This window comes from Pseudarthrobacter sp. rb (genome assembly GCF_056389225.1).
On the sequence record NZ_JBWJAR010000012.1, the window covers coordinates 125681 to 145396 of the forward strand.

Genomic DNA, 19716 nt, shown 5'->3' on the forward strand with positions numbered 1-19716 from the left:
GACATTCCGTCAGATGAGGGCTTTTGCGCATGCTCTGGAAGTTGCTCGTTGAATACCTCCGGCCGCACCGGCCGCTGCTGGTCGCCGTCGTGGTTTTCCAGCTGGCACAGTCCATCGCGTCGCTGTACCTGCCCACGCTGAACGCGGACATCATTGACCAGGGCGTGGCCCGGGGCGATACCGGCTACATCATGTCCACCGGCAGCGTCATGCTGCTCATCACCCTGGCGCAGATCGCGTGCGCCGTGGTGGCGGTGTACTTCGGCGCCAAGGCCGCGATGGGGCTGGGCCGGGACCTGCGGGGGGCCATCTTCGAGCGGGTGGGGCAGTTCTCCGAGCAGGAGGTCACCCGCTTCGGCGCCCCCAGCCTGATCACCCGCTCCACCAATGACGTCCAGCAGGTCCAGCAGTTGGTGCTCATGTCCGCCACGCTCATGGTGGCCGCGCCCATGCTCAGCATCGGCGGGGTGATCATGGCCATCCGGCAGGACGCCCAACTGTCGTGGCTCATTGCCGTGTGCGTCCCGGTGCTGCTGATCGCCGTCGGCCTGATTGTCACGCGGATGGTGCCGCTGTTCCGCAAGATGCAGGCCAGGATCGACACCGTCAACCGGGTGCTGCGCGAGCAGCTCACCGGCATCCGGGTGGTGCGGGCGTTCGTCCGGGAAGACATGGAGACGGAACGGTTCGCGGGCGCCAACACCGACGTCACCGATGTTGCCCTCCGCGCCGGCCGGCTGATGGCCCTCATGTTCCCCACGGTCATGCTGGTCCTGAACGTCTCCAGCGTGGCGGTGATCTGGTTCGGGGCGTTCCGGATCGAGGACGGGTCAATGCAGGTGGGAACCCTGATCGCGTTCCTCAGCTACCTGATGCAGATCCTGATGTCCGTCATGATGGCCACGTTCATGGCGGTGATGATTCCTCGGGCGTCGGTGTCCGCGGACCGGATCGGCGAGGTGCTGGGCACCCGTTCCAGCGTCCTGCCGCCGGAGCAGCCGGTCACCAGCGCGGTTCGCCGCGGTGAGCTGGAAATGCGCGACGTCGGATTCGCCTACCCGGGTGCCGACCAGCCCGTCCTGTCCGGGATCAGCTTCACCGCCCGCGCGGGGCAGACCACGGCGATCATCGGCAGCACCGGCTCGGGCAAGACCACCCTGGTGAACCTGATGCCGCGGCTCTTCGACGTCACCTCGGGGGCGGTGCTGATGGACGGCGTGGACATCCGCGACCTGGATCCGGACCTGCTCTGGGGGCACATCGGCCTGGTGCCGCAGCGGCCCTACCTGTTTTCCGGCACTGTTCGCAGCAACCTGCTGTACGGCAACCCGGATGCCACCGAGGAGGAGCTGTGGACCGCGCTGGAAATCGCCCAGGCCCGGGACTTCGTGGAGCAGATGGAGGAAGGGCTGGATGCGCCCATCTCCCAGGGCGGCACCAATGTCTCCGGCGGGCAGCGGCAGCGGCTGGCCATTGCCCGGGCTTTGGTGAAGCGGCCCGAACTCTACATTTTTGACGATTCGTTCTCCTCCCTGGACACCGGCACTGATGCGCGGCTGCGCCAGGCACTCAAGCGGAACATCGCCGGCGCCACCATGGTGATCATCGCCCAGCGCGTGTCCAGCATTGTTGACGCGGACGAGATCCTGGTGCTCGACGACGGCAGGATCGTGGCGCAGGGCACGCACCACGAGTTGCTGGAGACCTCAGAGACGTACCGCGAGATTGTCTCGTCCCAGCTGGCAGCCGAGGAGACGGTATGAGCCACGGGCCCACTCCAGCACGCGGCACCAAAGGTGCGCCCGCCTCCGGAAGCGGCCAGGCCGACGTCGTACGCATTCCCAGGCCGCGCGGCGGCCCCGGGCACGGCGGACCGTTCGCCGGGATGAATGTCCCGGCCGAGAAGGCAATGAACTTCAGTGGTTCTGCCAAGCGCCTGCTGGGCACGCTGCGGCCGGAGCGGTTCTGGCTGATGCTGGTGCTGGCCATGGCTGTGGCGGGCGTGGTGCTGCAGGTGATTGGGCCGCGGCTGCTGGGCGAGGGCACCAACCTGATTTTTTCCGGTGTGGTGTCCAAGCAGCTGCCGCCGGGGATGACGCAGGCGCAGTTGATTGCGATGCTGCGGGCGTCGGGGGAGAACCAGAAGGCGGACATGCTCAGCGCCATGACGCTGACGCCGGGCGCGGGGATCGACTTCGGCGCGCTGGCCAGTGTGCTGACGTGGGCGCTGGTGCTGTACGTGCTGGGCTCGGCGTTCATGTGGGGGCAGGCCTATGTGCTGAACGGCGTGGTGCAGCGGACTGTGTACGGGCTGCGCGAACAGATTGAGGCGAAGATCAACCGGCTGCCGCTGCGGTATTTCGATTCGATCCAGCGCGGCGAGCTGCTCAGCCGGGTGACCAACGATGTGGACAATATTTCGCAGAGCCTGCAGCAGTCCATCAGCCAGGCGGTGACGTCCGTCCTGACGGTGCTGGGTGTGCTGGTGATGATGTTCATTCTTTCGCCCACACTGGCGCTGATCGCCTTGGTGACCATTCCGCTGACGCTGGGGATCACCACGCTGATTGCCAAGCGCTCGCAGAAGCTGTTCGTGCAGCAGTGGAAGAACACCGGCGAGCTGAACGGGCAGATCGAGGAGACCTACACCGGGCATGCACTGGTGAAAGTGTTCGGCCGGCAGCGCGAGGTGGGGGAGCGGTTCCGGCAAAAGAACGCAGAGCTGTATGAGGCGAGCTTCGGGGCGCAGTTCATTTCCGGGCTGATCATGCCGGCCATGACGTTCATCGGGAACCTGGTGTACGTGGGCATCGCGGTGGTGGGCGGCCTGCAAGTGGCGTCCGGGGCGATGCAGCTGGGCGATGTGCAGGCGTTCATCCAGTACTCGCGGCAGTTCACCCAGCCGCTGGCGCAGCTGGGGTCCATGGCGAACCTGCTGCAGTCCGGGGTGGCCTCTGCCGAGCGGGTGTTCGAGCTGTTGGACACGGAGGAGCAGTCGCCGGATCCTGTTGGGGCTTCGCTGCAGAGCCCTGACGGTGCTGCCCGGGGGCGGCTGGTGTTTGAGGATGTGTCCTTCTCGTATTCGCCGGACAAGCCGCTGATTAGCGGGCTGTCTTTGGTGGCCGAGCCGGGGCAGACTGTGGCGATTGTGGGGCCAACGGGTGCGGGCAAGACCACCTTGGTGAACCTGATGATGCGGTTCTACGAGCTGGACGGCGGGCGGATCACTCTGGATGGTGTGGACATCACCACCATGAGCCGGCACGACCTGCGCTCGCGGATGGGGATGGTGCTGCAGGATACGTGGCTGTTCGGCGGGACCATCCGGGACAACATTGCGTACGGGCGCCCTGCTGCTTCCTCTTCAGACGTGTTGGAAGCTGCCCGGGCGACCTATGTTGATCGCTTTGTGAAGTCCCTGCCCGAGGGATACGACACCGTGCTGGACGACGAAGGGTCCAACGTGTCCGCCGGCGAGAAACAGTTGCTGACGATTGCCCGGGCGTTCCTGGCGCAGCCGTCTGTCCTGATTCTCGATGAGGCGACATCTTCGGTGGATACCCGGACGGAGGTGCTGGTGCAGAAGGCCATGAGCGCGCTGCGGTCGGACCGGACGTCCTTTGTGATCGCGCACCGCCTCTCCACGATCCGCGACGCCGATCTCATCCTGGTGATGGAGGCTGGGCAGATCGTGGAGCAGGGGACGCACGCTTCACTGCTGGCTGCGGGCGGGGCCTACGCGCGGCTGTACGAGGCGCAGTTCGCGGCTCCTGTCGCGGAGGTCTAAAGAGCCCGTTAAGAGATCCGGGTCAGTGCGGGCAGTCAAGGTTGATTCTGTGGAACTGGTACGCGACGTTCGCGTAGTGAATGTCGGCCAAGTAAGTGCAGTTGGCTGCTGAAAAGTTCACGTGGGTGCTTCTTTCCTGCAGTTCGCCTCCTCGTGTCATGGAATGGTCCCTGTAAGTACTTGCATACCAATCGGTGGTGCCGTCCGGGTGTGAGGTCGTGGAGTAGACACGGCCAATGTCCACGCTGTTTTCAACTCCGCTTGGAGTGGTCACGGCCTTGAAGACGTCATAGCCAAGAATGGTTGAAATGAACGGCATGACGAAGGCATTCTTCGTTGCCTCTTCCGTCTGAATAACACCTCGCTGCTGACGCACCTTTGCTGCCAGCGCTGAAAGTTTCTCTGCAAACTCCATGACTTACCCCCAGTAAGGCCGTTAACGTCGAACACAACCATGTGTCCATCAAGTTCAAGCTGATGAAGCAAAAACTTACATCCGAGCGGCGACATTTACGCGCATTGGTCGCTCGGAACCGTCATGTTGCACCCGCCAGCCCGCCGCGACCAACCGGGGATTTGAACGTCCGGCCTTTTCAACCAAAGCGGACGACGGCGGGTGCCCACCCGCCGTCGTCCGCTCGCCGCCACGCAGGGCATTGCTCCCGCCGTCGCCCGCTTTTGTGGACTTAGAACGCGTCCGCCTCCGCATTGAGGTCCCGGCCCTTGGTCTCCGGCGCGAAGAACCCGGCCGCAAGGCCGATCGCCGCGTAGGCCATGAGGATTCCGGCAACTGGGATCCAGCCCGGCCCGGTCATAGCAACGACGCTGGCTGCAATGATGGGGCCGAGACCGCCGGACAGGACCGCGCCGATTTCCTTGACCGTCGTCATAAAGGAGAAGCGGCGTTTGGAGCCGAACATCTCCACCAGCCAAGTGGACTCCACGCCATACAGGTTCGGCAGCGGACCGCCTACATAGACAACGAAGACCAGGGCCACCAATACGGGGTTCCGTGTTTCGATCATCAGCATCGCGGGAATGGTGAAGGCGAACTGGAACCCGGAGAGCCAGAGCCAAACTTTGCGTCGGCCGAACCGGTCAGTGAGCTTACCGGTCAGCAGGACCGTGAGCACGCCCAAAACGGAGCCGAGCGTCACGCCCGTAGTGACCAGATTGGGATCCATCTTCACCACAGACACCGTCCATCCGATAAGGAATCCCTTGACGAGGTACACGGAGCCGTTTTCGCCGAGTTTGATGCCCAGTGAGACGAGGAAGGCCTTCTTGGAATCGGCAACGTCACGCCAGACGCTTTGTTGCTTGGCCTCCAGGCGCGCCGCTGCCCGCCGCGCCTTCACCGCCTCGAAGACCGGTGATTCGCTCACACTGCGCCGCAAATACAGGGCCACAAGGGTGGTACCGACGCTCAGTAGGAAGGGAAGACGCCACCCCCAGGCGAGGAACTCGTCTTTGGGCATTTGCGAGAGCAGCAGCCACAGTCCGCTGGCCAACAGCACACCCGTTGCCGTTCCCAGTGCCACCACGGCGCCGTAAAAGCCGCGCTTATTCGACGGGGCGGATTCCACCAGCAGCAGCGAGGCCCCGGACAGCTCGGCGCCGGCGCCGAAGCCCTGGATAAGCCGCAGGAGCACCAGGAGGATGGGGGCCATGACCCCGATCTGGGCAAACGTGGGCAAAAGACCCATTCCCAGAGTGGCGATCCCCATCATTCCCACGGTTATGACCAGGACGGATTTCCGCCCGTATTTATCCCCAAGGTAGCCGAAATAGACCCCGCCCAGGGGCCGGACGAGGAATCCGGAACCAAACGCGGCAAAGCTGGCGAGCAATGCCATGGCCGGGTCTGTGTTGGGGAAGAACAGCGGCCCGAAAACGAGCGCCGCCGCCAGGGTATAAAGCGTGAAGTCCATGTATTCCAAAGCGGAACCAAGGAAGGACGACACGGAGGTGCGGCGCAGTTCAGCAGGCGACACCTTCAGTTCCGACGCCGGCCCCTGGAGGTCAGCGTCGACGTATTTCAGGTTTGAGTTTTCTGTGCTCATGGGGTTTCTCCCTCGGAAAGAGCCTGCAGGCAGGCTCGGCCGTAACGTCGTTGTTCGGATGGTGGTGCAAGGTCTTCAGGAGCAGCTCAGCTCGGGAGCAGGGAGACAGTCTCCGCTATGCAGGCAGGCTTTTGCGAGCCTTCCAGTTCGATCAGGTGATGGAACTGCAGCTGCCGCCCATTGGCTGTCTCGCTCACCGAGGCCAGTGTCAGCCGGTCCCTGATGCGCGAGTTGACCCTGGCGGGCGCAGGGAACCGGACCTTGTTCAGCCCATAGTTGATGATCATTGCGGCCCCGTCGACCCGGTACACCTGACCGGCCAGGTATGGCAGCAGCGACAAGCTGAGGTATCCATGGGCAACCGTGGCACCGAAGGGTCCGCCTGCTGCCCGCTCCGGGTCCGTGTGTATCCACTGTTGGTCCAGGGTAGCGTCGGCGAACGCCTGGATCTGGGATTGGTCCAGGGTATGCCACCCGCTCACCCCGATTTCCTGACCAACCATGCTGGCCAGCTCGGCGGCGTCCTTGAACAGTTTCAATTTAAACCCTCTCCAGCAGCATGGCGACGCCTTGGCCCAGGCCCACGCACATGGTGGCCAGGCCCCGGTCGGCGTTTTCGCGTTCCATCCGGCCCAGCAGCGTGACGACGATCCGTGCTCCGGAGGAGCCCAGGGGGTGGCCCAGAGCAATCGCACCGCCGTCGTTGTTGACGGTTCCCGCATCCATTCCGAGCAGCCGCATGCAGGCCAGCGCCTGCGCAGCGAACGCCTCGTTGAGTTCGACGGCCCCCACGCCGTCCAGGTCCCAGTTGGCCTTGGCCAGTGCCTTTTGTGTCGCAGGCACCGGGCCGATGCCCATTACCTGCGGCGCTACACCGGCCGCCTGGCTGGCGACGATGCGGGCCCGTGGGGTGAGCCCGTAGCGTTCCACGGCTTCGCCGCTGGCCACCACTACGGCAGATGCGCCGTCGTTAAGGGAACTGGAATTGCCGGCGGTGACCACCCCTCCGGGCGCCACGATCGGCCGGAGGGCGGCCAAAGCGTCGGCGGTTGAGCCGCGCCTGGGTCCCTCATCTGTGTCCACCAGCGAGACTTCCCCCCGTCTGTCTTTGACCGGAACCGGGACTATCTCATCACTGAAGCGGCCGGCGTCGATCGCCGCCACAGCCAGATGGTGCGAGCGCAGTGCAAAGCTGTCCGCGTCGGCACGGGAGATGTTTTCCCGCTTGGCTACCTCTTCTGCCGTCTCCGGCATGGAAAACAGCGCCCCCGGCTCCATCCGCGGGTTGACGAACCGCGCACCGATTGAGGTGTCCGCGAGTTCACCCGGTTTGGCGTATGGCTTGTCCGGCTTGGCCATCACCCAGGGCGCGCGGGTCATCGACTCCACACCGCCCGCGACCACAAGGTCGGCGTCACCGTTGCGTATCGACTGCGCCGCCATGCTGATGGCGGTTAGGCCGGAGGCGCAAAGCCGGTTGACCGTCACCGCCGGAATGGCGTGCGGGAACCCGGCCAGCAGCGAGGCCATCCGGGCAACGTTACGGTTGTCCTCCCCGGCCTGGTTCACACAGCCCAGGATCACCTCGTCGATGGTGGCAGGATCGACACCGACCCGGTCCACTGCGGCCTGCAGCACCAGCGCGGCCAGGTCGTCGGGGCGGGCGGTGGCCAGCACGCCGCCGTGTCGACCCACCGGGGTGCGGACGCCCCCGACGAGGAATGCCTCGGGCATCAGCGGGCTCCGCCATTGATGTAAAGGGTTTGTCCCGAGATGTAAGAGGAGTCGTCGCCGGCGAAGAACGCGACGGCCGCGGCTACTTCCTCGGGCTGGCCTACACGTCCCAACGGGGTGCGTTCCGCCACCGCCTGCTGGTGCTCGGCCGGGCTGGCGCCAACACGCTGGGCCGTTGCGGCGGTCATCGAAGTGGCGATGTAACCCGGTGCCACGGCATTGACCGTGATGTTGAACGGGCCGAGTTCGATGGCAAGCGTCGCCGTCAGGCCTTGGATGCCTGCCTTTGCAGCTGCGTAGTTGGCTTGCCCGCGGTTGCCCAGCGCGCTGCGGCTGCTGAGCGAGACGATCTTGCCGTACTTGGCCGGAACCATGTAGCGCTGGGCAGCGCGCGTGCAGAGGTAGGCACTCGTGAGATTGGTGGCCAGGACCGAATCCCAGTCAGGCCGCTCCATCTTGAAAAACATGTTGTCACGGGTGATGCCGGCATTGTTCACCAGGATGTCGAGGCGGCCGAACTCCCGGTGAATGTCACCGAATACGCCGTCCACGGCTGCCTCATCCGTGACATCGCAGCAGGCGGCAACGGCCTTTCCGCCGGCTGCCAAGACGTCCGGGTGGTCCGAGATCCGCTGCGCGGTGGCCTTGGCACCGCCCTCGTTGAGGTCAAGGACGACGACGGTGGCACCCCCGGTGGCGAGTTTCAGCGCGGTGGCCGCGCCTATTCCTTGCGCCCCGCCGGTGACCACGGCCACCCGGTTGGTGAAATTGCTCATGACTTTTCCTTTGCATGTGTGGATCTGTTGGTTTCGTGCCTGTGGAAGCCGGGGCAGCCCGGCGGGGCGCTAACTGAAGGCGGAGAGGCCGGTGATCTCCCGGCCAACGAGAAGTGACTGGATGGAGTCCGTGCCCTCGTAAGTGGAGACGACCTCCATGTCGGTCATGTGCCTGGCCACGTGGTTCTCCAGCAGCACACCGTTGCCGCCGAGCATGTCCCGCGCTTCGGAACAGATCCAGCGTGCTTTCCGGGCAGTCTGCATCTTGGCCAGCGAGGCCATGGGCCCGGTCATTCGGCCGTCCTCGGCGAGCACGGCCAGCCGGAAGCACATCAGCTGCATCGCCGTCAGTTCGGCGAGCATGTTGGCCAGCTTGTTCTGCACCAGCTGGAAACTGCCGATCGGTTTGCCGAACTGCTGCCGGGTCTTCGCGTAGTCCAAGGCGATCTCGTATGCGGCCATTGCATGGCCGTAGGACTCCCAGGACGCGCCGCTGCGCGTGGAGGTGAGCACACGGGTGACATCCTTGAATGAGTGGCATTCCGTGAGCCGGTTGGCGGCCGGGACCCGCAGGTTTTCGAGGGTGATGTCCGGCTGGAGGATCGCCCGCTTGCCGATCTTGCCGGTGATGACTTCGGCGGAGTAGCCGTCCGGAAAGCTGCCGTCTTCGTTACGCTCCATCACGAAGGCCTTGACCTTGGCGTCCGCCTCGTCGCGGGCGAAGATGATGACGACGTCGGCCATGCTGGCGTTGCCGATCCAGCGCTTGCGTCCATTGATGATGTAGCTGTCCCCGTCCCGGCGCGCGCTGGTTTCGAGTGCCACCGAATCGGATCCGTGCTCGGGTTCGGTCAGGGCGAAGGCGCCGATCTTGGCCAGGGCAGCCATTTCAGGGAGCCAGCGTTGCTTTTGCTCCTCGCTGCCGAGCATGTTGATGGTTCCCATCGCCAGTCCTGACTGGACGCCGAGGAAAGTATTGACGGAACCATCGCCGCGGGAGATTTCCGCGGCAACAATCCCGGCGGCAAGCCGGCTTAGCCCAGGACATCCGTAACCCTGAATGGTTGTTCCGACAATTCCGAGCCCGGCAAGCTTGGGAACAAGTTCGAAAGGAAACTCGGCGCGTTCCCAGTAGCCATTGATGACGGGCAGCAGGTCTTTGTCCACGAAGGCGCGGACTTTGAGCCGGAGCGCCCGGTCCTCAGCGCTGAGGAAATCGTCCATGAGGTAAAAATCGACGCCGTTCGCGGCGGTTTCCGGTGTCATCGAGTGAGCTCCAATGGTGTGTGATCGGGAACCTGCTTACGCTGCGGGTCCGTGTTTCCTTGTGAAGGCTGGAAAAGGGCGAGCCAGTGGCGCTCGTGTTTCGCCAAGGGCCGGGACTTGCCGGTGCCCGGATTGACTGAAACCAGCACGGTCCGGCCGTCTACGGCGACTGCCCCGCGCTGGCTACCCCTGAATTCCAGGCTGAATGAACTCGTGCCGATCCTGGTCACGGTCAGTTCAACCTCCAGGTCTTCGCCGTGGTGAACGGGCCGCCGATAGTTCACTTCGAGGCTGGCTACCACCGTGGGGGTCGCGTCACCTTGACGTATACCCGGCATTGAAGACCGCCATTTGATTCTTGACTCCTCCAGGAGCGTGACGACGGCGGCGTGGTTGACATGCCCGTTGAGGTCCTGGTCGGACCACCTTGGGGAGACGCGGGTCCGGTAGGTTTCAGGCATGGACCAGTGCTTTCCGGTGCAGCAGCCAGTCCCGCACCAGCCCGGAGCTTTCGTTCAATCCGGGCGGCGCGAGTGAATAGTCCACCGGCGTAAGGGAATATTCAACGGGGTGGCGGACGGTGGGTATCTTCCGTGGCCCTTCGCCCGCCATCACTACCGGGTTGAGCCCCAGCTGTTCGGCCAGCTCGACACCGCCGCGGACATCCTGGATGGGAGCGCAGGGCAGCCCTGCCGAGGAGAGCTCACGGAACCATTCGTCGGCTGATTGGGCGGCCAACTGGGCGTGGAGGATGCCCCGCAGTTCGTTGCGGTTGGCGTTGCGCTGCAGTGTCGTGGCGAATTTCGGATCCCGGGCGACTCCGGGAATCCCCAGAGCCCCGCAGAGCCGGACGAACTGGGCGTCATTTCCCGTCGCGATGATGATGGTGCCGTCCCCGGTCTGCATTGGGGCATATGGATACATGCTGGGGTGTTCGTTGCCCATCCTGGTGGGTACCACACCGCCCGTTACGTAGGCCGCAGACTGGTTCACCATGCCGGACAGGGCCGAGGTCAGCAGATTCAGCTCCACCAGCTGACCCTCGCCGGTCCGGTCCTTATGGTGCAGCGCCCCCAGGATGCCGATGGCAGCGTGCAGGCCTGTGATGACATCGAACAGGGCGACGCCTGCCCGGTACGGTTGGGTGTCCTGGTCCCCGGTCAGGCTCATCATTCCCGAGGCAGCCTGCACCAACAGGTCATATCCCGGAATATGTGCGCCGGCTCCGGTGCCGAATCCAGTAATGGAAGCGTAGATAATGTCTGGGTTCAATTCGGCCGCAGCGGCATAATCCAAGCCCAGCCGCGCCATGTTGCCGGGCTTGAAATTCTCGATCATGACGTCGGCGGTGCTGATCAGTGAACGCGCTACGTCGAGGTCCTCCGGATCCTTCAGGTCCAGGGCAATGGAGTGTTTGTTGCGGTTAACCGCGAGGAAAAATGTGGCCTCGCCATCCCGGACCGGGGGCATATACGTACGGGTGTCGTCTCCTTCTGGTCCCTCCACCTTGATCACTGTGGCGCCCATGTCAGCTAGGAGCATGGTGGCGTACGGGCCAGCCAGCACTCTGCTGAAATCTGCGACCACAACGCCTGCGAGGGGCCCTGCGCTTGCCCGGCCCAAGGCATCAAAGTCATGCTTATCGTCGCCTCCAGCGGAATGGTCCTGGCTTCTGGAGACCGATTCGTCGATCGGGTGTGTCATCTAAATCCTCCGCAATGTGGTCTGCATCACTAACCCTTGCAAGTGGACTGATTCACGTCCAATACGTATTTGGTGCTGGACTGATACCTGGCTGTCACTAATGTGGGCGAACTCATTTGGGTATCTTGGGCGTATGGACAATGACGTTTACCTGGGCAGGAGCTGAGCGCGGGAGTGGAAATACATCAGATCCGGGCCTTCCTCGCCGTGGCCGAGGAACTACATTTCGGCAGGGCGGCGCGTCGGCTCCATATGGCCCAGCCGCCATTGAGCCGATCCATCCAGCGGCTTGAGCATGAACTGAAGGCGCCCCTGTTTATCCGCAGCACGCGGACTGTGCAGTTGACTGCCGAGGGCCAGGCGCTTGTCGGCCCGGCTCGCGACATACTCGAAGGTTGCCGGCGGGGCCGCCTGGCGGTCGCTTCGGTGGGCCGGGGCGAAACCGGGCGGGTTCGGGTCGCCTTTGCCGGGGTCTCCTCGCATGTGATGGTCGGCAGGCTCGCCAAGCGTGTCCGGGAAGTACATCCCGGAATCGACTTTGAGCTGTCCAGCTCCAACTTCGCGCTACCGGCCATGGACAAGGTGATGAGCGGGGCCATGGAAGTGGGCCTGGGCCGTTGGAATTTCATTCCCGCTGTCCTCGACTCGCGGATCGTGGCCAACGAACGGCTCGTGGTGGCCCTGTATGAAAGCCACCCCTTGAGCGGACAGGCTTCGCTATGCATGGCAGACCTTGCGGAGCAGCCTTTCGTTACGTTGCCGGAGCATCCGGGCGCGATCCTCCACGACCACCTTCGGAGGCTTTCCAGTGCCGCGGGGTATGTCGTGGAAATCGCCCAAGTGGCGCCGGATTCGCAGACGCTGATGGCGCTCGTGGCAGCCGAAATCGGTGTAGCCCTGACAGTGTCCTCCGTGCCCGAGAACTTCAGCCACCCGGGTGTCGTGTTTCTTCCCCTCGACGACCCGGCTGACGTCATCCAGCTGCGGCTGGTCTGGCGGAAGGACAATGCCAGCCCGGCGCTGCGCGAGGTACTCCGGCTCTCGGAAGAGGTCCTTCCGTCACCGGACTGAAGTGTCCATTGATGCGCTTCGGGCATCAGCCGAATCCTTATTAGGTATTGGATCTGACGGCAATCGGACTGGCACAGCGGTTCAGGTCACCGGGTGGTGCAAATCACGCCCGCACGGACATCGACCCGCCCCTTGACCCGCCAGGAGAACCACCGTGACCGTAACCGCACCCGCACCCGCCCTGGTCTTCGACGACGTGCTCAACCTCGACAGCCTCCTGACGCCCAGGGAACTGGAGCTGCGCAGCACGGTCCGTGACTTTGTGGATGAACGGATCCGGCCCAACATTGCCGGCTGGTACGAGGATGCCCGTTTCCCGCTCGAGATTGTTCCCGAGCTTGGGAAGTTGGGGGTCCTCGGGATGCACCTGAAGGGCTACGGATGCCCAGGCCGCAGCGCCGTCGAGTACGGTATCGCCGCCATGGAGCTGGAAGCCGGCGACTCAGGGCTTCGGACCTTCGTTAGCGTCCAGGGCTCCCTGGCCATGAGTGCCATCCACAAGTGGGGGTCCGAGGAGCAACGGAACGAGCACCTGCCGGCGATGGCGCGGGGTGAGAAGATCGGCTGCTTCGGGCTTACCGAGCCGACGGCAGGCTCCGACCCATCCAGCATGGCGACTTTTGCCGCACCCGACGGGGACGGCGGCTGGGTCATCAACGGGGCGAAACGTTGGATCGGTCTTGCCTCAGTGGCCCAGATTGCGGTCATCTGGGCGAACACCGCCGAGGGCATCCGCGGGTTCATCGTCCCGACGGACACCCCAGGCTTCACCGCAACGCCCATCGACTCGAAGCTTTCCATGCGCGCCTCAATCCAATGTGACATCAGCCTCGATGAAGTACGGCTGCCGTCCACTGCACTCCTGCCCGGCGCCCGCGGGCTTAGCGGCCCGTTCTCGTGCCTTAATGAAGCCCGCTACGGGATCATCTGGGGCGCCATGGGCGCGGCCCGGGACTCCTACGAAGCAGCGCTCGCCTATGCCGGGGACCGGCTCCAGTTCGGCACGCCCCTGGCCGGGTACCAGCTCACGCAGGAAAAGCTGGTGAATATGCTGCTGGAAATTCAAAAGGGGACCTTGCTGGCACTTCATACCGGTCGGCTGAAGGACGCCGGGACGCTGGAGCCTGTGCAGATCTCCGTGGGCAAGCTGAACAACGTCCGCGAGGCCATCGCCATCTGCCGGGAAGCGCGCACCATCCTTGGCGGTAACGGCATCACCCTGGACTACTCGCCCCTGCGGCACGCGAACAACCTTGAATCAGTGCGCACGTATGAAGGTACTGATGAGGTCCACACCCTTATCCTGGGCCACCGGATCACCGGCATCTCGGCGTTCCGCCAGGAGTAACGGTATGGCGCCGCCGGTGCCGACGTGTGCCATACCGTTCACACGTACTTTGGGCCCTCTCGACGGCGGGAACCGCCCGCCGTCGCCCGGTTCGCCGCAGGCCGCCCAACAGGCCGCCTGCTACTAATTCAGTGCCAGTGCCGGAAGTCTGCGAGAACTCCGCTGCCCCCGTGGACAGCAGGAACGAAGATGCGATTGCCATCGGCGGGACGCAGAAGCGGCGGCCAATGGCCGATGCGGATGGGTTGCGGCGACGGACTCAAAATGTCAGACCCGAGTGACAGTCTTTGGTTATGGAAACCGGAACGGTTATGGATGCGAAGGGTGCGGCCGGACTCGCTGGTGCCGTCGCATCCCTGACCGGGCTGGTGGACGAACTAACAGGAGCCCTGAGCGGTTCTTCGGAAGCCGCGGATAATGCTCACGGCGTCGACAGTCTTGATCCGCTTCGGGAACTTGCCGAGTCCTGCCTGGACGGCTTGGGCATCGTGGCCCGAATCGAAGCTGCTACTGCAGCCGTGAAAGTGCGGCTGCTCGCAGAGTATTCGGAGGCCGCAGCCGCCATGGAAGCGCCGGCGCAAAGCGCCTCTGAATCATCGGCGCGGGACATGAGTGTCGTCGCCGAAGTCGCCTGCACGCTCACCATCGGCGAAGGAGCCGCATCCGCGCTGTTGCAGGACGCCCATGCGCTCACCACCTCTCTTCCGGCGACGCTCAACGCCATGGAGGCTGGCGCCGTCTCCTGGCGGCATGCCCAGATCATGGTCGACGAAACCAGCAGCCTGGACGCTGCAGCAGCAACTGACTTGGAAGCCCACTTCCTGGACCCGGAGGCGCCTAACGCGGCGCGGGGTGCATCTGCCGGAGAGCTGGTCCCGGGCCGTTTCCGTCGGAAAGTACGTGCCTGGCGGGAACGCCATCACCCCGAGTCCCTGACGATCAGGCATGTGAAGTCCGTTGCGGATCGGCGGATGGAGTACTCGCCGGACCGGGACGGTATGGCCTGGGTTTCGCTGTACATGGCTGCGGACAAGGCCTGTGCCGCCTGGAACAGGACGTCTGCCCTGGCCCGTGGGTTGCAGGGACCGGACGAGCCGAGAACCCTTACCCAGCTCAGGGCAGACGTGGCCGCAAAATTGCTGCTCGGTGACACCGGGGACCTCGCCGGGCCTGGGTCATCCCTCAAGGCTGATGTGCTGGTCACAGTGCCGGTCTTTTCCCTCCTCGGTGCCACGGACGCACCCGCCGAACTCGACAACTACGGGCCCATCCCGGCATCGATGGCGCGCAAACTGGTCGCGGAAGGGGCCAACTCGTTCTACCGGATTTTGGTGGACCCCCGCGACGGAGCTCCGCTTGAACTTGGCCGCACCAACTACCGGCTCACCGAGTCGCTCAAGCGGTGGCTGAGGATGCGGGATGGAAAATGCACCTTCCCCGGCTGCAGCAACCACAGCCAAGACAATGAGGCGGACCATCTCAGGGCCTGGGAGCGCGGAGGCACCACCGGAATCAGCAACCTGGGACAGTTGTGCCCCAAGCATCACCGGCTCAAGCACCGAACCCGCTGGAGCCCGGGTCCGGCTTCCAGGAATGAGCCGCCGGGCTGGACTTCTCCAAGTGGCCGTCAGTACAACGCCGAGCAGCCGGACCGGGCACCGACACTCTGGCCGCCGGGCTGGCTTCCGGAAGAGGCCAGCGTGCTGGAGGTATTGGTTGTGGATTATCTCGCGGTCTCCTAGCGAACGGTTAGTTGGCTGCCCGGAGGACACTCCCGCCACCTCCATCACGGCTGGGAAACTCATGCCCTCCTCGACATTGATGTTCCCGGCCGTTCACCATGATGCAACCAAGACGCCCTGAACCGTTTCGCCAAGCACAGCAGTCTTTTCACGCACCCCCACGCCCGGAACACCCCATCACCGGGCGGACATCCCCGAGGTACCAGGAGTACTCCCGTGTTCGTGAAAAGCACCCTCGCCGCCGTCGCCATCCTTGCCTCCCTGGCCGGGACAGCCGTAGCCCCCGCCCAGGCCGGGGCCGAGGCGCCCAATCCGGCGCCCGTCGTCGGCCAGCCCCTCGCCGGGACGCACGCCCACAACGACTACGAGCATGACCGCCCTCTGTTCGACGCACTGGAGCACGGTTTCACCAGCGTCGAGGCGGACGTGTGGCTGGTCGACGGTGAGCTGCGCGTGGCCCACGACCTCGCTGAGGCCAAACAGGGAGTCACGCTCGAGAGCCTCTACCTCGACCCACTCCAGGACCTGGTCCGCAGCCAGCCAGGCCACAGCGTCTACCCCACGTGGGACGGCAGCCTGCAACTCCTGATCGATATCAAGAGCGAGGGCGAGGCCACCTACGCCGCCCCGGAGCAGGAACTGGCCGAACACCGCGACATCATGAGCCGCTACACCAACGGCAACGTCAAGACCGGCCCGGTCACCGCCGTCATCAGCGGCAACCGACCGCTGGCCACCATGCAGGCCCAGGACAAGCGCTTCAGCTTCTACGACGGCCGCTCCACCGACCTCACATCCGGCTTGCCCGCCGCCCTGATGCCGCTGGTCAGCGACAACTGGACCAAGCTCTTCACCTGGCAGGGCGTCGGCCCCATGCCGGAGGCCGAGCGCGCCAAGCTGCGCGCCTTCGTGGCCACCGCACACGCCAACGGTTACCGCGTCCGCTTCTGGGCCACCCCGGACCAGCCCGGTGCCGCCCGCGACGCTGTCTGGACCGAACTCGCCGACGCCGGCGTGGACCACATCAACACCGACGATCTCGCCGGCCTCCAGCAGTTCCTCACCGCCCGCGGCGCCTGAGCCCCTACTCCAACATCCACCAGAAACAGGACCCTCCCCATGCCTTCAAAGACTTTGACCATTACGACGGCGGCGCTCACCCTGGCATTCGGCCTCCTTGCGTCGCAGCCCGCCTTCGCCGAAACAAGCCAGGCGGACAGCACCAGCGACAGCAACCAGGCCTTTACCTTCGCCGCCATCGGCGACATCCCCTACGGCGCCGCCGAGATCGCCAAGTTTCCGTCCCGCATCCAGGATCTCAACGCAGACAAGGACCTGACGTTTGTAGCACACGTGGGCGATATCAAGAACGGTTCCTCCGTTTGCTCGGACGAGTACTTCTCCTCCATCCGCGCCCAGTTCGACACCTTCACCCATCCTCTGGTCTACACGCCCGGCGACAACGAGTGGGTGGACTGCCACCGCACCAACAACGGGGCCTACAATCCGCTGGAGCGCCTGGACAAGATCCGGGAGGTGTTCTTCAACCAGCCCGGCAAGACCCTGGGCGCCACCATGCCGGTGAAGTCGCAGGAGAACCTGGGGCTCCCGGAAGACGTCCGCTTCGAGCAGAACCGGGTGGCCTTCTCCGTGCTGAACGTCCAAGGCAGCAACAACTCCCTCCTGCCGTGGACCGGGCTGGGCAAGACGGCCGCCACGCCCAAGCAGCTCGCCGAGGTGGAACACCGCACGGACGCGGTCATCGCCCAGATCCACCAGACCTTCGCCGACGCCAGGCGCAGCAACGACCGCGCCGTGGTGCTCATGCAGCAGGCGGACATGTTCGATCCGTCGCTGCTGGCCGACGCCACCGCCAACCCTGACACCGTCTCCGGCTTCCGGAAGATTGTGCAGGCGATTATCAAGGAAACCAACAACTTCGACGCCCCGGTCTACCTCATCAACGGTGACAGCCACGTCTTCGCCGAAAACCAGCCCCTCGCCGCGGGCTCGCCCTGGCTGGACATTTACGGCGCACCCGCCGCGGACAACCTCCAGCGCATCACCGTGGACGGCGCCAACAACGCCGTGGACTACGTCCGCTTCACGGTGGCCGGCAACAGCGCCAAAGGCGCCGACGTGCTGAACTGGGAAAAGGTCCCCTTCAGCCAGTAGCAGCCAAAAGAAGCGGACGACGGCGGGCGCCCACCCGTCGTCGTCCGCTTTCTGGCGTTCCCTACACCCGCTGGCTGGTGAACGCGGTCAGCGTGGTCAATCTCGCTTCCCCCACGGGCTCTTCCGGCAACAGGGGAATCAGGGCAACCCTGTCCGTCATGGACCGCACCTTGGCGATCTGTTGAATTTCGTGTGCGGCGCGGGCCTGAAGCAGTGGGGTGTGAGGGTGGGCAGCGGCGATCGAGTTGTTGATGACCCAGGCCCACGGCTCGATCCCGGCCCGTTCCAGATCGTCTTTTAGTTCCTTGGCCTCCAGCACCGGCGTTGTTTCAGCCAGGGTGACCAGGATGACCTTCGTCATTGCCGGGTCCTGCAGGCGCATGAGCGGGGTCACGAACCCCATCGAGCTCCCCACCTGGCGGGAAATCTCCCGATGGTACGAGCCCGTGGCATCCAGGAGCAGCAGTGTGTGTCCAGTGGGAGCGGTGTCCATTACCACGAAGTTCCGGCGTGACTCCTGGACCACCCGGGAAAACTGCCGGAACACCGCCACCTCATCCGTGCAGGGAGACATCAAATCCTCGGCCAAGGCTGCGCGTCCTTCAGCATCCAGGCTGCGGCCCTTGGTATCCATCACGTGGGCGCGGTACTCCTCGATGGCCGCTGCGGGGTCGATCCGGGACACCTTCAGCCCTGCAACAGGCCCATGGAGTGTCTCGGCAAGGTGTGCTGCCGGATCGGTGGTGGTGAGGTGGACGGCATGTCCCCTTTTGGCCAGGGAGACCGCGAGTGCGGCGGCAACCGTGGTCTTTCCCACGCCGCCTTTGCCCATGCACATCACCAGCCCGTGGCCGTCGCGCTCGATGCCGTCCACCAAGGCAGCGAGCGGAGCATCCTCGATCTCCGGGATTGACGCGGGGTCCTCCCCAGCACCGTCAGCGGTGCTGAACAGGGATTCGAGCGCTGTAATACCCACCATATTTACGCGTTTGAGGTCGAGAACGTCGCGGGGGAGAGCGGCGATTGGCTCGGGAATCACCGCCAGGGCCGCTGCTTCCCGTGCACGAACGGCTTGTGCAAGTTCCTCCTCGCCGCCGGCCTGGGGAAAGACGCCGTTGACCACCAGGTACCCTCCGCTGATTCCGATCCGGTGGAGCTCGAGGTAAGTCCGTTCAACCTCCTTCAGGGACGACGCCTGCGCACGGGTCACCAGGACAAGCCGGGTGCGCAGGGGATCCGTGAGCGCCTGGACCGCCTTTGCATACACTTCTTTGTGCTTGTCCAGTCCAGACAGAGGTCCCAGGCAGGACGGTTCGCCTGCACCGGTAGCGAGGAAATCGGTCCATGACCCGGGAAGCTGCAACAGGCGGATGGTGTGGCCGGTAGGCGCCGTATCAAAGACGATGTGGTGGTACTGCGCAAACGAGGCGTCGTCTCCAAGCAGGCTGGTGAACTCGTCGAAGGACGCCACCTCTGTGGTGCAGGAACCGGACAGGCTCTCCGTGATACCGGCCAGTTCCTGCTCGGGCAGTACTCCACGGACCGGGGCCAGGATCCGCTCCCGGTATGCGTCGACCGCCTGTTCCGGGTCAATCTCCAGTGCAGAGAGGCCCGGCACTTGAGGAATGGCGGTGATGGTATTTCCAATGGCCATGCCGAAGACCTGACCGATATTCGAGGCGGGGTCCGTGCTGACCAGCAGTACCTTCCGGCCCTCCCTGGCCAGGGAGAGTGAAGCGGCACAGGCCACCGAGGTCTTGCCCACCCCGCCCTTGCCGGTGAAAAACAGGAACCGCGGCGGGTTATCGAGAAACTTCACGGCCGAAGAGGCTGCGTGGCGGGGCGGATATGACTGGCCATGATCCTGTTCCTTGCGTTCTTCGGGCAGGCGGTTAGGCCAGTCTTTCAAGCCGCGGGGCATGGCCCTAGGAGACTGCTGAACTAATCGGCGGATGTGGGGCGCGTCGACTGGACTGGTGGGTCTGGTGGTTAAGACTTGTCATATGCAGGGACGCGAGGACGCGCAGTGCGGGTATTTGGATGTGGAGGC

Annotated in this window: 15 protein-coding genes and 1 pseudogene; 7 read left to right on the forward strand and 9 right to left on the reverse strand. The window is 64.3% G+C overall.

Annotated elements, in window-relative coordinates; translation table 11 throughout:
• The first annotated feature begins 29 nt into the window (after positions 1 to 29).
• Together ACWRN3_RS16055 and ACWRN3_RS16060 are read left to right on the forward strand one after the other, a co-directional pair.
• Complete coding sequence (locus ACWRN3_RS16055) at positions 30 to 1763, forward strand: ABC transporter ATP-binding protein (protein ID WP_476741277.1); 1734 nt, start codon at positions 30 to 32, stop codon at positions 1761 to 1763.
• Positions 1760 to 3787: an ABC transporter ATP-binding protein gene (locus ACWRN3_RS16060; RefSeq protein ID WP_324643215.1), complete on the forward strand. Its 2028-nt coding sequence runs from the start codon at positions 1760 to 1762 to the stop codon at positions 3785 to 3787. Before ACWRN3_RS16055 ends, ACWRN3_RS16060 begins: the two co-directional genes overlap by 4 nt.
• Before the next feature lie 280 nt (positions 3788 to 4067).
• Here the strand turns inward: ACWRN3_RS16060 and ACWRN3_RS16065 are convergent.
• From ACWRN3_RS16065 to ACWRN3_RS16100, 8 genes and pseudogenes are all read right to left on the reverse strand, one after another.
• Positions 4068 to 4202 (reverse strand): annotated as a pseudogene (locus ACWRN3_RS16065) (restriction endonuclease); the annotation flags it as partial.
• 271 nt (positions 4203 to 4473) lie between these two features.
• A complete protein-coding gene (locus tag ACWRN3_RS16070) occupies positions 4474 to 5850 on the reverse strand; it encodes an MFS transporter (protein ID WP_255173377.1) in 1377 nt (458 codons plus the stop codon).
• 86 nt (positions 5851 to 5936) lie between these two features.
• Positions 5937 to 6389 (reverse strand): MaoC family dehydratase, encoded by a 453-nt coding sequence (locus ACWRN3_RS16075; RefSeq protein WP_255173376.1) that lies wholly within the window; start codon positions 6387 to 6389, stop codon positions 5937 to 5939.
• A 1-nt stretch (position 6390) separates the two neighbouring features.
• Positions 6391 to 7584 (reverse strand): thiolase family protein, encoded by a 1194-nt coding sequence (locus ACWRN3_RS16080; RefSeq protein ID WP_476741278.1) that lies wholly within the window; start codon positions 7582 to 7584, stop codon positions 6391 to 6393.
• Positions 7584 to 8360 (reverse strand): 3-oxoacyl-ACP reductase FabG, encoded by a 777-nt coding sequence (gene fabG / locus ACWRN3_RS16085; protein ID WP_324643214.1) that lies wholly within the window; start codon positions 8358 to 8360, stop codon positions 7584 to 7586. The genes ACWRN3_RS16080 and fabG overlap by 1 nt, the downstream gene beginning before the upstream one ends.
• A gap of 69 nt (positions 8361 to 8429) precedes the next feature.
• Positions 8430 to 9626: an acyl-CoA dehydrogenase family protein gene (locus tag ACWRN3_RS16090; RefSeq protein ID WP_476741279.1), complete on the reverse strand. Its 1197-nt coding sequence runs from the start codon at positions 9624 to 9626 to the stop codon at positions 8430 to 8432.
• The gene (locus ACWRN3_RS16095) at positions 9623 to 10087 is read right to left on the reverse strand and encodes an acyl-CoA thioesterase (RefSeq protein ID WP_476741280.1); all 465 of its coding nucleotides are present in this window, start codon (positions 10085 to 10087) and stop codon (positions 9623 to 9625) included. Before ACWRN3_RS16095 ends, ACWRN3_RS16090 begins: the two co-directional genes overlap by 4 nt.
• Complete coding sequence (locus ACWRN3_RS16100) at positions 10080 to 11330, reverse strand: CaiB/BaiF CoA transferase family protein (RefSeq protein ID WP_324643213.1); 1251 nt, start codon at positions 11328 to 11330, stop codon at positions 10080 to 10082. The genes ACWRN3_RS16095 and ACWRN3_RS16100 overlap by 8 nt, the downstream gene beginning before the upstream one ends.
• Positions 11331 to 11504: 174 nt before the next feature.
• On the opposite strand from ACWRN3_RS16100, the gene ACWRN3_RS16105 reads away from it, so the two are divergent.
• The 5 genes from ACWRN3_RS16105 to ACWRN3_RS16125 all read left to right on the forward strand — a co-directional run bounded on the left by ACWRN3_RS16105 (position 11505) and on the right by ACWRN3_RS16125 (position 17666).
• Positions 11505 to 12401, forward strand: coding sequence for a LysR substrate-binding domain-containing protein (locus tag ACWRN3_RS16105; protein ID WP_255173370.1), 897 nt, complete (start codon positions 11505 to 11507; stop codon positions 12399 to 12401).
• A 154-nt stretch (positions 12402 to 12555) separates the two neighbouring features.
• Entirely contained in the window at positions 12556 to 13749 is a 1194-nt protein-coding gene (locus tag ACWRN3_RS16110; protein ID WP_476741281.1) for an acyl-CoA dehydrogenase family protein, read from the forward strand.
• A 293-nt stretch (positions 13750 to 14042) separates the two neighbouring features.
• Positions 14043 to 15491 (forward strand): HNH endonuclease signature motif containing protein, encoded by a 1449-nt coding sequence (locus ACWRN3_RS16115; protein WP_476741282.1) that lies wholly within the window; start codon positions 14043 to 14045, stop codon positions 15489 to 15491.
• A 216-nt stretch (positions 15492 to 15707) separates the two neighbouring features.
• On the forward strand, positions 15708 to 16571 hold the full coding sequence (locus ACWRN3_RS16120) for a phosphatidylinositol-specific phospholipase C/glycerophosphodiester phosphodiesterase family protein (protein WP_476741283.1): 864 nt from the start codon (positions 15708 to 15710) through the stop codon (positions 16569 to 16571).
• Between the two features lie 39 nt (positions 16572 to 16610).
• Positions 16611 to 17666, forward strand: a complete 1056-nt coding sequence (locus ACWRN3_RS16125; protein WP_476741284.1) for a hypothetical protein — start codon at positions 16611 to 16613, stop codon at positions 17664 to 17666.
• Between the two features lie 61 nt (positions 17667 to 17727).
• Here ACWRN3_RS16125 and arsA read toward each other — a convergent pair whose 3' ends face one another.
• Positions 17728 to 19485 carry an arsenical pump-driving ATPase gene (arsA, locus tag ACWRN3_RS16130; protein ID WP_476741285.1) on the reverse strand — a complete coding sequence of 586 codons (1758 nt, stop codon included), beginning with the start codon at positions 19483 to 19485 and terminating at the stop codon, positions 17728 to 17730.
• Between the last annotated feature and the right edge of the window lie 231 nt (positions 19486 to 19716).